Genomic DNA, 12,654 nt, shown 5'->3' on the forward strand with positions numbered 1-12,654 from the left:
GCGTCCGCCACTGTTTCCGGATCAAGACAAGGCGCCCTCCCGGAGCATCGTCCGTGAGAGCGCCGCGGCTGCGATCGGGTTACTTCACCGGTTCAAGCGCCAGCAGGTGCAGGAGACGCGCCGGGTTGTTGCGGGTGATCGACGGGTTGACGAAGGGGTTTTCCGCCGTCGCCCAGCCCTTGAAGCGCTTAGTGTTGTACTGGTACCAGTTCGGGTTGTTGAATACCGGCATCATGGGCATGTTCTGGGCGACGATGCGTTGTGCCTTGTTCATCGCTTCCTTCTGCTTGATCGGGTCAGCGGTCTGGGTGAACTCCGTCAGCAGAGCCTCGACGTCCGGATTGAACCAGCGCTGCGCGGTGAAGCGGGTCTTGCCCTTGTCCGAAGCGCTGAAGGCGCGCTTGTAAGGGTAGTAGGGCGAGGCCGATGCCGGCAGGCTGTTGATCGCCGCGTCGAAGGTGCCGTTGATGAGGTTACCGGTCCAGACAGCCTCTTCCGGCGTCTCGATCTTGGCGTCGAGGCCGACCGCCTGCAGGCCTTCGACCGCGATCGTCACCGTGTCGATCCAGTCGGTCCAGGAGCTCGGCACAATGATCGAGAAGGCGATCTTGCTGCCATCCGGGTTGTCGCGGAAGCCGTCGCCGTCCTTGTCGGCATAGCCGGCTTCGTCGAGCAGCGCCTTGGCGGCGTCGGCATCGTACTTGCCGTATTTACCGAAGTCGGCCGCAACCGACGGATCGGCCCAGCTCTTGTAAAGTTCGCCCATGCCGGCCGGGTCTTCGTTGAGCGTCGGATAGCCGTAGCCGGCGACGTCAACCATGGTGCCGCGGTCGAGCGCCATCGAGGCGGCGCGGCGGAACTTCACGTCGTTGAAGGCCTTACGATTGTTCTCGTTCGCGGTTTCCTGGTTGAACAGGAAGGCGACCATGCTGCTTGGCGAGTACCAGAAGTGATAGTGCTCCGGGTCCTTGGCGACATAGACGTTCTCGATATCCGGGATGAAGGAAACGCCCCAGTCGAGCGTGCCGGAGGCCGTCGCCGTCAGGATCTGGTTGTTGTCGGCGAGCTGCGGGAAGCGCACGCAGTCGATCTTCAATGTTGCGGCATCCCAATAATGCGGGTTGCGGCACTGGTCGTAGGTCTGGCCGGTAAAGCGCGGGATCTCGGTCAGCGGGCCGCTGCCGACGGGCGTCTCGTTGGCGAAGGTCACCGGCTCGGCGATGTCCTTCCAGACATGCTCCGGAACGATCGGCAGCTGCGCCAGCTGCTCGGCTGCGAGCGAGCTCGGATTGGCGAGCATGAAGCGCACCGTCTCAGCATCCACGGCCTCGACGCCGGTGATGAAGGTCCAGATGCTGACGAAATCAAGCGCCGGGAACTTCTTCAGATAGTCGTAGGTGAACTTGACGTCGGTCGCCGTCAGCGGCTTGCCGTCCGACCACTTCAGGTTCGGCCGAAGCTTGAACTCGATCGACTTCAGGTCGTCGGCAAGCTTGAAGCTTTCAGCCAGGCGAAAGACCGGCTTGTTGCCGTCGAAGCGATTGAAGACGACGAGCGGCTCGTAGATGAAATCGAGCGTGCTCTGGCGCGCCGAGGTCTGATTGAACGGGTTGAAGTTGCGTACCCAGGTGGTCGCCGGCTCGATGTTGGCGGTGAGCACGGTCTGGGCGGCCGCCGGGCCGGCGAGGAGGGCAAGCGCGGTGGCTGCGCCGAGAATGGATTTTTTCACGGTAGTTCCCCTTTTGATTTTCGGATTGGTCAGGCGACGAGGGCGCTGTTGAACATGTCCTCGACTTCCGCATGGGCCGCGCGCACGTCGACCTTCAACGTGCCGAGACGGGCCTTGCCGGCGTCGATCCGCTTCTGGGCGGCGGCGGTCAGCGGACTTGCCGCCTTGGCTGCCGCTTCGCTTTCAGCGAGCGTGCCGTGGCTGTGGAGCGCAATGTCGAAACCGGCGTCGAGCACCTGGCGGACACGCTCTGGCAGCGTACCGCGAAGCGATTCCATGAAGATGCAATCGGAAACGAGAACGCCGTCGTAGCCCATGTTGTTGCGGATGACGTCGTGCATGACCGGCGAGATGGATGCCGGCAGCTCCTTGTCGAAAGCGGAATAGACGACATGGGCGACCATGGCCCAGGGCGTGTCGCGAAGTGCTACGAAGGGCTTGAAGTCGGTAGCGGTCAGCGTCTCGCGCGAAGCATCGACGATGGGCCGCTCCTTGTGCGAATCGAGCGTCGCCCGGCCGTGGCCCGGGATGTGCTTCATGACCGGCATGTTGCCGGTCTCAAGCAGGCCATCGACTACCTCACGGCCGAGCGCTGCGATGAAGTCCGGATCGGCGCCGAAGGAGCGGGCGCCGATCACCGAGCTGGTGGTTGCAAAAACGAGGTCGAGCACCGGCGAGCAGCCGCTCGTGAGACCAAGTTCGCTCATCATCGTGCCCATGGCCTGGCTCGAAAGGCGAAGCGCCTTCTTGCCGAGGGCGACATCGCGGCGGGCGAGCTCGGCGAACTCGCCGAAGGAGCGAAACAGCGGCCAGGGGCCGGCGTAGAGATGCTGGACGCGGCCGCCTTCCTGGTCGGTGAAGACGGGGCATCTTCGCGGCCAACCGCTTCGCGAAAGCGTTCGATCAGCGCCCTTGTCTGCGCGGGTTCGCGCTGGTTGCGGCGGCCGACGAACAGGCCGAGCGGATTGGTTTCGCGGAACAGAGCGAACTCGTCGTCGGAAAGTGTGGGATTGGGAATGCCGACAAAGAGGGCAAGCGGGGTCGAGGACATTGGGAGGCTCCGATAGTGGAAATTACTTGGAAGGGCGGCGCAGCATGCCCTGGTAGATCCCCTTGTCGGGGGCCGGGATCGGCACGGCGCCGACGGTCTTTGCGTAGAAATCGACGGGGCCGGCATCGCCGATGAAGGCATAGGCGTGGCCAAGGGTCTTCATGGTGTCGAGACAACTGGAGAGCAGCGCCACGCCGATACCCTTGCCACGGCTTGCGGGATCGACGCCCGTGGGGCCGAAAAAGCCCGGCGCCGTCGTGTCATAGCAGGCAAAGCCGACCAGCTTGCCGTCGTCCACGGCAATGAGGCATGCCACGGGGCGGCGCGTGAAGGCGACAGCCACCTCGCTTGCCCAGGTCTCGCTGAAATTCTCCCGCACCCAATCAATGACCAGGCGCATTTCCGGCGGCAAGGCGGGCCGAATGGTCGCCTTGTCGGTTTCGGTTCTTCGCTCGAGTTCGCCAAGGATCGGCGAATACAAGCTCACCAGCATGTCAGGCATGTGCTCCTCCACATATTCCGTTATTAAGGAATTGCTGCCTTTGTAATGCAATAGATGGAGCCAACCCGACCGGCTTGTCAATCGCCAATCGCCAGATTCGCGGTGCTATCCTCTTTTCGCGCCATCAGACGTCGACCGATGAAACGTTCCAGCGGTGCAGCCTAGGACCGCGTATCCCGGCCGGCCTCGGGTGCATGGCTGCGGTAGCGGTGCCGGAAAAATGGCGGCCAAAAGAGCCGAGCAAAGCGCTTCGCTCTGAAGATTGCACGTTTGTACAACTTTGTTCTTGGGTTGTTCGAAATATATCTTGATTTACAAAAAAACTAAGTATGAATATTCGCGCTCTCATGAAGTGCATGCTTAAGAAGAGCTCGCCATTTTCGATCGCGACCAAGTATTTCCTGAGAAGAAAAGTATTGTTTTTCTGCGTGGGCGGCGCAGGTTCTTGTCCCGCTGCCTTTATGGCTACTCCGCCGGACGCGTCAGGATGAACAGCGCAGGAAGCGCCATCGACGCCGCGACGATCGCGGCCAGCGTCAGGCTTGGATTGCCGAAGAAAACGAAGAGTCCGAAGCTAGCGGCCATCAGGCTGACCGCACCGGTTTTGGCGCGCTTGGAGATGGCGCCCTTTTCACGCCATAGCCGCAGCGAGGCCCCGAAGACGCGGTGATTGAGCAGCCATTGCTCCAATCGCGGCGAAGCGCGAGCGAAGAGGCCCGCCGCCAAAAGCAAGAACGGAGTCGTCGGCAGGACGGGGAGGAAGGCGCCGATGACACCCAACCCGACCATCAGCCATGCAATACCAAGACAGAGGATACGAAGGGCGGGGTTCATACGATGGCTCCGGTGAGCGTCATGCTTCGGATGTCTCAGACGATCGGCGTCGTGGCCGCCTCGCTCGGCGGCCAGCGGCGAAGCGCCTCGGCTCCCAGCTCCGTCAGGGCATAGATGCCGCGGTCGATCCGCTCGAACCAACCATAGACGTTGCTGAGCAGGATCTTGGCGGCATCCGGTGCGACCGGGCGAAGGTCGCGCGGGCGCTGCTGGCCGCTCTGCAGGGCGGCCGCACAGGCAAGCGCCTGCTGCCGATAGGCGGTCATGATCGGCGAACGGGTGGCACCGCCGGCGGTCGGGTCGCCCTTGCGGCGGCGGTGCTCGCTGATCAGGCGCGACCGCTTCCTGTTGTTCTTGCGAGGCATTACCGCGGAGGCTGCGAGAATGACGTCGACCATGCCATTGTCGGCGACCGCCAGCATGCCGAATCCGAGCCTGCGGCAGAGATCGCGGAACCGGCGATCGCTCTCCCGCCCCTTGCCTTTGGCCGAGACACGGGCGGCGATCCACACCTCGTCGCCGGCGGTGGCGCGGTCGACGGCCTGCAGGATCAGCTCGAGATTGAAGCTCAGCTTGAGCTCGCAGATGACGACAAGCGGCGGCTCGTCATCGCTGAGCGCCACCATGTCGCAGCCGCCGATCTCGCCCTTGACGCTGTAGCCGCGGGTTTCGAGAAAGCTCTTGATCGGCTGATAGAGGGTCGTCTCCAAACCCGGGAATCCTGTTCTGGTCGAAATCGGGGAGGCTCAAGCAGTGACGCATCATTGCGAAAGGAGACTAGCAGATAACCCCGATCGCCGGACTTGTCATCACGTCGCAGCAGGAAGGAGGGCTGACCTCGTTGCTCCGAGGATCCAACCGATGCAGTAGCAACCTCGCTTCGTCCTAACCTTGTGTTGTGCTATTATTCTCGAATGGACTCCTCTTCGGAGGCGTCGGGCATGCGAGGTTTTGACGACGGATGTTGCGAATCCTCACGCTGTTGTTTGTTTTGATCTCGTCATTCGCGTTTCCAGCTTCGCCGCAGGCCGAAAACGATCGGGTCGCCTTGGTGCTGCATGTCAACGGCGCCATCGGCCCGGCCACGGCCGAATATGTCAGGCGCGGCTTGACGAAGGCGGAACAGCGCCGCCTTCCGCTGGTGGTCTTGCAGATGGATACACCCGGAGGTCTCGACACGTCGATGCGCGAGATTATCCGCGCGATCCTCGCTTCCCCCGTGCCCGTTGCAAGCTACGTTGCGCCGAGCGGCGCGCGTGCGGCGAGCGCCGGCACCTATATCCTCTATGCCAGCCACATCGCGGCCATGGCGCCGGGAACGAACCTCGGGGCGGCGACGCCGATTGCGATCGGTGGTGACATGTTCGGTCAGGGGAAGGATGGCGATACCAGCAAGGACGGCGGCAAGCAGCCGGCGGCTCAGAACGCCGCCGAGGCGAAGCTCGTCAATGATGCCGTGGCCTATATCCGAGGACTGGCCGAACTGCGCGGGCGCAATGCCGACTGGGCCGAGAAGGCGGTGCGCGAGGCTGCAAGCCTCTCGGCCGAAGCGGCCGTCAGGGAGAAGGTCGTCGATTTCACCGCCGCCACCGTCGCCGATCTCTTGCAGCAGGCAAACGGGCGCTCCGTGCAAGCGGGGCAACAGGAGATCGTGCTCGATACGGCGGCGCTTGCCGTCGAGGACTTCGTGCCCGACTGGCGCACCAGGCTGCTTTCGGTCGTTACCGATCCCAATATCGCGGTCATCCTGATGATGATCGGCATTTACGGTTTGATCTTCGAGTTCCTGTCTCCGGGGTCGGTGGCGCCGGGCACCATCGGCGGCATCAGCCTGTTGCTTGGGCTCTATGCGCTTTCGGTGCTACCCGTCAGCTACGCCGGCATCGGACTGATCCTGCTTGGCATCGGCCTGATGGTTGCCGAGGCGCATTCGCCGTCTTTCGGCGTGCTCGGCGCCGGTGGCAGCGTTTCACTGGTTCTGGGCGCGGCAATCCTCTTCGACACGGATACGCCGGGCCTGCAGGTCTCCTGGTCCGTGCTGGCGGCGCTTGCCGTCGCAAGCTTCGGCTTCAGCCTGCTGGTCGCACGGCTGGCCTTCAGCTCACGCCACCACGCGGTGGTGACCGGCGGCGAACAGATGATCGGGATTGCGGGCAAGGTCGATAGTTGGACAGGCGCCGCCGGCTACGTCATCGCCCATGGCGAACGCTGGCAGGCGGTGAGCACGGAAACGCTGTCGAGAGGTGAAGATGTGAAGGTTGTCGGGCGGAACGGACTGACGCTCGAAGTGGTGCGCGAAGGTCAAAAGGCATAGCGCTCCGCGGGTCCTATGGGCGCAGGCGAAAGCGTCCGGAATGGAGGAATGGTCATGGACATGTTTGGGAGCCTCGCTCCTCTTGCCGCGTTGTTGGTGCTTGTCATTCTCGTTATCGCCTATTCGATCCGGATCCTGCGTGAATACGAGCGCGGGGTGATCTTCACGCTCGGGCGGTTCACCGGCGTCAAGGGACCGGGGCTGATCCTGCTGGTGCCCTATGTGCAGCAGATGGTGCGGGTCGATCTCAGGACCCGGGTGCTGGACGTGCCGAGCCAGGACGTGATCTCCCATGACAACGTTTCAGTTCGGGTCAGCGCCGTGATCTATTTCCGGGTCATCGATGCGGAAAAATCGACGATCCAGGTCGAAGACTTCATGATGGCGACCAGCCAGCTGGCGCAGACCACCCTGCGCTCGGTGCTCGGCAAACACGATCTCGACGAGATGCTGGCGGAGCGGGACCGGCTGAACGAAGACATCCAGAAGATCCTCGACAGTCAGACGGATGCCTGGGGCATCAAGGTCGCGACCGTGGAAATCAAACATGTCGACATCAACGAGAGCATGATCCGCGCGATCGCCCGCCAGGCCGAGGCCGAGCGCGAACGGCGCGCCAAGGTGATCAATGCCGAGGGCGAGCAGCAGGCTGCCGCCAAGCTGCTCGAGGCTGCCGAGATCCTGTCCAAGCAGCCTCAGGCGATGCAACTGCGCTATCTGAGCACGCTCAACGTCCTTGCGGGCGAGAAGAATTCAACTGTCATCTTCCCGTTCCCCATGGAGCTCGGCCGCCTGTTCGGGCTAAAGGCCGACAAGCCGCCCGGTCAAACGTGAGCGCCGCGAAGGCGCTCAGGCCGCCGCCGTTTCAAGATTGGCGACCTTCATGAGGTCGTCGACTGCGCCGGGCGCAGCCGCCAAGACCGGAGACCAATGCGTCAAAGCCTCGCCGCGCGTCGGGAAGGGCAATGTCCAGCCGCCGGCTTCGTTCACCAGGCAGTAGCCACCGAGGCAATCCCAGGCATGCATATAGGGCTCGTAGTAACCGACGAGGCGACCGGCGGCGACATAGGCGATCATCAGCGCACCGGAGCCGTTGCGCATGAAGTTGCCGCCATTCGAAAGCAGACGCTCGACGATGGCACCCATCTCGCCGGGTTTCACCTGATCGTTGGCGCCAAGCCCGGTGACGGCGTTGCGGATCGTGCGCGTGTCGTCGAGGCGAAGCGGCTTGCCGTTCAGCGTCGCGCCGCGGCCCGTTGCCGCCGCGTAGACTTCCTGATGGCAGGGCGCGTGGATCACGCCGATGACGGGCTTCTCCGCATGCACGACGGCGATCGAGACGCACCAGTTCGGCATGCCGTTGACGAAGGGCGTGGTACCGTCGATCGGATCGAGCACCCAGGTGAAGCCGGATGTGCCGTCGAGAAGACCATGCTCCTCGCCAAGCACGCCATCATCCGGAAACGCGGCGGCGATCTTGTCGCGGATCAGCGTCTCGACGTTGCGATCGGCGATCGAGACGACGTCGTGCGCGTCGCGCTTGGTTTCGATGACAAGCGTTTCCCGCTTCAGGAAATAGTCGTAGGCGAGCCGACCGGCCTCCTCGGCCATGGATTTGGCAAGCGCGAACCGGGCGTCGAGGCCGGCAATTTCAGCAGTCATGCAAGTGTCCTTCTCGTATCCAGTTGTAAAAAGTCATGCGTCAATCAAAGCGAGGCCCCGGTTGCGGAAACCGATCGCGACCTCCGTTGCCGGAGATAGCATGTCCTCGACCGCCTGATCGACAACAAACAGGAGGCCGGTAGCCGTTTCGACCTCGTATTCGACATGGCCGCCGAGATAGGCAGCGCTGCTGATCGTGCCGGAAAGTGCTGCGCCCTTGGCCGGCGTCAGGGTCACCGCATTGGGACGCACTGCAAGCTTCGACGGCCCTGGCCGAGCGGTCTTCGAGGGCAGCCGATGTTCGAGGCCGCCGATGCGGATCGTCGCCTGACCGGCTTCGGCGGCGGTGACCTCGCAAGGCAGCACATTGGCCTCGCCCATGAAGTCGGCGATGAAGGTGGAGGCGGGCGTCTCGTAGAGATCGCGTGGTGCTCCTTCCTGCGCGATCGCACCATCCTTCATGACGATGATGCGGTCGGAAACGGCAAGCGCCTCATCCTGGTCGTGGGTGACGTAGACGGCGGTGAAGCCGAGCCGCTGCTGCAACTCGCGGATTTCCGTGCGCACCTTGCGGCGCAGGCGCGCATCGAGGTTCGACAGCGGCTCGTCCAGCAGCAGCACTTGCGGTTCGAGCACGAGGGCGCGGGCGACGGCGACACGTTGCTGCTGTCCGCCGGAGAGCTCCGCCGGGAGCCTTTGTCCGAGGCCGCCCAGGCCGACGAGCTGCAGGCCTTCCTCGGCGCGCTCGCGCGCCTCCTTCTTCTTGATGCCGGAGGATTCAAGGCCATAGGCGACATTGTCGAGCGCCGACATGTGCGGGAAGAGCGCATAGGACTGGAACACCATCGAGACGTCGCGCTCGTTGGCCGGAAGCATGGTCACGTCCTTGCCACCGATCAGGATCTTGCCGGCGGAGGGGTGCTCGAGGCCGGCAAGCATGCGCAGCGTTGTCGTCTTGCCGCAGCCGGAAGGCCCAAGCAGGGTCACGAGTGTACCGGGCTCGATGGTGAGCGACAGGTCGTGGATTGCAGTGAAGGCGCCGAACTGCTTGCGCACGTTCTGAAAGACGACCGAGCCGGTGCGCGGGGTGCTCATGTGGGTGCTCATGCGGTTTTCTCCTGGGAGATGGTGGTGGCGGCTGGACGGGCGGGGGCGGCACCGAGGACGCGGTTTTCGCGCCTCAGTTTGCGTTCGCCGACGAGGAGTTGCAGGCTGGTGATGACGGTGATCATCACCAGGATGAGGGCCGAGGAATAGGCGATCGCAACACCGAACTCGCCGTTTTCGACAAGGCCGACGATATAGGCAGTGGCCATGTTGTATTCGGCGCTGACGAGGAAGACGACCGCGCTGATCGAGGTGATCGCCCGGACGAAGGAATAGACGAGCGCTGCGACGATCGCCGGCCGCAAGAGCGGCAGGATGACCTTGCGCAGCGTGCGGAAGCTGGTTGCCCGAAGCGTCAGCGACGCCTCGTCGAGGCTCTTGTCGAGCTGGCTCATCGCCGCTATGCCGCCGCGCACGCCAACCGGCATGTTGCGGAAGACGAAGCAGGCGACGAGGATCAGTGCCGTGCCGGTCATTTCGAGCGGCGGCAGGTTGAAGGCGATGATGTAGCTGATGCCGATGACGGTGCCGGGAATGGCAAAGCTCAGCATCAGCGCGAACTCGAAGACATCACGGCCGGCAAAGCGCTGGCGCACGATGAGGTAGGCCGTCAGCAGCCCGACGAGTGCCGTCAGCGGTGCGGCGAGCAGCGAAATCTCCATGGTCGTCCAGAAGGAATTCCAGGCAACACCGGTCCAGGCAATCGCGCCGTCTACGACGGAAATCGAGAAAGCCTTGGCGTAGTGGTCGAGGGTCAACGAGTTGTCGAGGCCCCAGGTCTTCACGAAACCGCCGAAGAGGATCATGCCGTAGACGACGACGGTGAAGATCATCCAGGGGATGACGATGGCGTGGACGCCGATCGACAGCGAGCGTGGAAGCGCGCTGTGGGCGCCGGAGTCGCCCTTGCCGGTGACGGTCGAATAGTTCTTGCCGGCGAGCCAGTAGCGCTGAGCCAGGAAGGCGGAAAGCGTGAAGCAGAGCAGAATGATTGCGAGAACCGCTGCGCGGGACGGATCGTTCTGGGCGCCGACGACGGCGAAGAAGATTTCGGTCGAGAGCACGCCGTGGCTACCGCCGAGCACGAGCGGGTTGCCAAAATCGGCCATGCTTTCGATGAAGCCGATGAGGAAGGCGTTGGCGAGGCCGGGCTTCATCAGCGGCAGCGAGACGTTCCAGAAGGTGCGCCAGCGATCGGCGCGGAGCGTCTGCGACGCCTCTTCCATCGATGGGCTGACGCCTTCGACGACGCCGATCAGCACGAGGAAGGAGATCGGCGTGAAGGAGAGGACCTGGGCGATCCAGATGCCGGTAAGGCCGTAGAGCCAGCGGCCGGGCTCGATGCCGAAGGCATCGGACAGAAACTCGGTGACGACGCCGGCGCGGCCGAAGAGCAGCGTCAGCGCCAGGCCGATGACGAAGGGCGGGGTAATGATCGGCAGGATAGTCAGGAGCCGCATGCCCTTCTTGAAGGGAAAGCGCGTGCGGGTGGCCACAAGCGCGAAGGCAAGGCCAAGGAGCGTCGAGCCTGATGCGGTCATCAGCGCCAGCCACAGGGTGCGCCAGGCGACGCCGCAGCGGCCTTCGCCGATGACGCAGCCCAGGCTCCAGATCGAGCCGTCCTGGATGTTGCGAATGAAACCGTCAGGCTTGAACGAGCCGTCGAAATCCTGGACGGAAGCTGCGAACATGCTGCCGACCGGATAGAAGACGAAGACGATGACCAGGGAAACGAGCAGCGAAATCGCCGCAACGATGAAGGCGTCCCCTTTGAGCACGCCACGCTCGGCGAGCCCGAAGGCGAACAGGAGAATGAAGGCGAGGGCAGACAGCACGGCGCCGGCGCCCATCGATGGCTGGCCGTCGGCAAGCGGCCCGAACAGGGTTTCGCTGATTGTCCAGGTCCAGCCGGTGAAGCCGATCGCCAGTCCCTGGAGGGCGAGATAAAGGACACCCGTTGCGCCGGCGACGGCAAGCAGAAGCCCGCGGCGCGCGGGATCGCTGACGAAACGCGCTGCCGCGCAGATGCCGAGCAATAGCAGTGCCACGACCAGCCACGACCGGCCATGGGCGAAGATCTGCATGAGGCCGGGGGCTACGGCCGGGTCCCCCGGGAAATCGGCGAGCCAGCCGAGCCCGAAGAAGCCACCTTCGATGCGATACCAGGGGACAGCCAAGAATGCGGCCAGTCCGAGCCCGAGGGTGAGGTCGAGCCTGCGGTTGCGATATTCCATGACGGTCCTCGCGTGATTTGAGATGAAAATGGTGCGCCGTTGGGCCCGATTCAGAGATCGGAGCCGACAAACGGGCGTCTATGCCAGGCGGTGCCGGCCGGATCGCTTTTCCGGCCGGCCGATCCTGCGATCAGTTGGCGCTTGCGCCCACTTCGCGATCCCAGCGCTCGAGCAGCGCCTTGCGCTTCTCGGCGTCGCCGAAGGTGGCGAAGTCGTAGTCGATCAGCTTGATGTCCTCGAACTTCGGTGCTTCCTTCGGCACTTCGGCCGATTTGTTGGACGGCAGCTGGAAGGACTTGGCGTCCTTCATGCGCGACTGCACTTCGGGCTTCAGCGCCCAGTCATACCAGGCCTTGGCATTGTCCAGGTTCTTGGCACCGCGAATGATCGACATCGAGCCGATCTCGTAGCCGGTGCCTTCGCAAGGCGCGATAGACTTGACCGGGAAACCTTCGGCGGTCTGGGCCACCGCGTCGTGCATGAAGACGATGCCGAGGCCGGCCTCACCGCGCGCGGCCGCCTTCACCGGTGCCGAGCCTGACTTGGTGTATTGCGCGATATTGCTGTTGAGCTTCTTCAGATAGTCGAAGGCCTGGTCCTCACCCATGATCTGCACCAGCGAGGCAAGCGCGGTATAGGCGGTGCCGGAAGAGTTCGGGTTCGCCATCTGGATTTCGCCCTTCAGCGAGGCGTCGAGTAGATCGGCCCAGCACTTCGGTTCCTTCAGGCCCTTCTTCGAGAAGATCTCGGTGTTGTAGCCCCAGCCGAGTGCGCCGGCATAGACGCCGACCGTGCGGTAACCCGAGCCCTCGGCCTGCTTCTTCGCCCAATCCTGAAGCTGATCGAGCATCGGTGACTTGTATTCGAGCGTCAGGCCATCGGAGGCGGCCTGCAGATGCGGGTCGCCGGTGCCGGCCCACCAGATATCGGTCTTCGGGTTGCGCGCCTCGGCGCGGATCTTGGCATAGGTCTCGCCCGAGGACAGGCGAACCATGTTGACCTTGATGCCGGTCTCTTTCTGGAAGTCGCCGGTCATCTGCTCGCAGATCACCACGTCTGCCGAGCAGATGAGGTTGAGGCTGCCTGAAGCCTGAGCCGGTAGCGCGGCGAGCGCCGTGCCGGTAAAGAGCATGAGGGAAACGGTCGTTGTTTTCATTGGGGCATCCTCCTGTTGCCTTGGTATATGTGGGCGCGAACGAGACACGGCGCGGCCATCGGCCT

At 63.4% G+C, this 12,654-nt stretch carries 10 protein-coding genes and 1 pseudogene; 2 read left to right on the top strand and 9 right to left on the bottom strand.

Going from position 1 to position 12,654, the window contains the following annotated elements; translation table 11 throughout:
* Window positions 1-79: 79 nt before the first annotated feature.
* The 5 genes and pseudogenes from ASE60_RS31375 to ASE60_RS31395 all read right to left on the bottom strand — a co-directional run bounded on the left by ASE60_RS31375 (window position 80) and on the right by ASE60_RS31395 (window position 4,826).
* Window positions 80-1,729 (bottom strand): ABC transporter substrate-binding protein, encoded by a 1,650-nt coding sequence (locus ASE60_RS31375; RefSeq protein ID WP_057255492.1) that lies wholly within the window; start codon window positions 1,727-1,729, stop codon window positions 80-82.
* 29 nt (window positions 1,730-1,758) lie between these two features.
* A pseudogene (locus ASE60_RS31380) lies at window positions 1,759-2,780 on the bottom strand (glycoside hydrolase family 3 N-terminal domain-containing protein).
* Window positions 2,781-2,802: 22 nt separating this feature from the next.
* Window positions 2,803-3,282 (bottom strand): GNAT family N-acetyltransferase, encoded by a 480-nt coding sequence (locus ASE60_RS31385; RefSeq protein WP_057255493.1) that lies wholly within the window; start codon window positions 3,280-3,282, stop codon window positions 2,803-2,805.
* A gap of 465 nt (window positions 3,283-3,747) precedes the next feature.
* Window positions 3,748-4,116: a YbaN family protein gene (locus ASE60_RS31390; RefSeq protein WP_057255494.1), complete on the bottom strand. Its 369-nt coding sequence runs from the start codon at window positions 4,114-4,116 to the stop codon at window positions 3,748-3,750.
* Between the two features lie 35 nt (window positions 4,117-4,151).
* Window positions 4,152-4,826 (bottom strand): DUF2161 family putative PD-(D/E)XK-type phosphodiesterase, encoded by a 675-nt coding sequence (locus ASE60_RS31395; RefSeq protein ID WP_057255495.1) that lies wholly within the window; start codon window positions 4,824-4,826, stop codon window positions 4,152-4,154.
* A 251-nt stretch (window positions 4,827-5,077) separates the two neighbouring features.
* Between ASE60_RS31395 and ASE60_RS31400 the strand changes: the two genes are divergently transcribed.
* Complete coding sequence (locus tag ASE60_RS31400) at window positions 5,078-6,430, top strand: nodulation protein NfeD (RefSeq protein ID WP_057255496.1); 1,353 nt, start codon at window positions 5,078-5,080, stop codon at window positions 6,428-6,430.
* A 54-nt stretch (window positions 6,431-6,484) separates the two neighbouring features.
* Window positions 6,485-7,264, top strand: coding sequence for a slipin family protein (locus ASE60_RS31405; protein ID WP_057255497.1), 780 nt, complete (start codon window positions 6,485-6,487; stop codon window positions 7,262-7,264).
* Window positions 7,265-7,279: 15 nt separating this feature from the next.
* On the opposite strand, the gene ASE60_RS31410 is transcribed toward ASE60_RS31405, so the two are convergent.
* The 4 genes from ASE60_RS31410 to ASE60_RS31425 form a co-directional block, all read right to left on the bottom strand.
* The gene (locus ASE60_RS31410) at window positions 7,280-8,092 is read right to left on the bottom strand and encodes an inositol monophosphatase family protein (RefSeq protein WP_057255498.1); all 813 of its coding nucleotides are present in this window, start codon (window positions 8,090-8,092) and stop codon (window positions 7,280-7,282) included.
* 33 nt (window positions 8,093-8,125) lie between these two features.
* Window positions 8,126-9,187 carry an ABC transporter ATP-binding protein gene (locus tag ASE60_RS31415; RefSeq protein WP_057255564.1) on the bottom strand — a complete coding sequence of 354 codons (1,062 nt, stop codon included), beginning with the start codon at window positions 9,185-9,187 and terminating at the stop codon, window positions 8,126-8,128.
* An 8-nt stretch (window positions 9,188-9,195) separates the two neighbouring features.
* The gene (locus tag ASE60_RS31420) at window positions 9,196-11,433 is read right to left on the bottom strand and encodes an iron ABC transporter permease (protein WP_057255499.1); all 2,238 of its coding nucleotides are present in this window, start codon (window positions 11,431-11,433) and stop codon (window positions 9,196-9,198) included.
* 130 nt (window positions 11,434-11,563) lie between these two features.
* Entirely contained in the window at window positions 11,564-12,589 is a 1,026-nt protein-coding gene (locus ASE60_RS31425) for an ABC transporter substrate-binding protein (protein ID WP_057255500.1), read from the bottom strand.
* Between the last annotated feature and the right edge of the window lie 65 nt (window positions 12,590-12,654).

The sequence above is a fragment of the Ensifer sp. Root278 genome (assembly GCF_001429285.1).
Classification (GTDB): domain Bacteria; phylum Pseudomonadota; class Alphaproteobacteria; order Rhizobiales; family Rhizobiaceae; genus Ensifer.

Bases quoted from the DNA above. Each gene is read 5' to 3' on its own strand.
- ASE60_RS31400 (WP_057255496.1), top strand. From the start codon at position 5,078: ATGTTGCGAATCCTCACGCTGTTGTTTGTTTTGATCTCGTCATTCGCG.
- ASE60_RS31415 (WP_057255564.1), bottom strand. From the start codon at position 9,187: ATGAGCACCCCGCGCACCGGCTCGGTCGTCTTTCAGAACGTGCGCAAG.
- ASE60_RS31385 (WP_057255493.1), bottom strand. From the start codon at position 3,282: ATGCCTGACATGCTGGTGAGCTTGTATTCGCCGATCCTTGGCGAACTC.
- ASE60_RS31425 (WP_057255500.1), bottom strand. From the start codon at position 12,589: ATGAAAACAACGACCGTTTCCCTCATGCTCTTTACCGGCACGGCGCTC.
- ASE60_RS31405 (WP_057255497.1), top strand. From the start codon at position 6,485: ATGGACATGTTTGGGAGCCTCGCTCCTCTTGCCGCGTTGTTGGTGCTT.
- ASE60_RS31390 (WP_057255494.1), bottom strand. From the start codon at position 4,116: ATGAACCCCGCCCTTCGTATCCTCTGTCTTGGTATTGCATGGCTGATG.
- ASE60_RS31420 (WP_057255499.1), bottom strand. From the start codon at position 11,433: ATGGAATATCGCAACCGCAGGCTCGACCTCACCCTCGGGCTCGGACTG.
- ASE60_RS31410 (WP_057255498.1), bottom strand. From the start codon at position 8,092: ATGACTGCTGAAATTGCCGGCCTCGACGCCCGGTTCGCGCTTGCCAAA.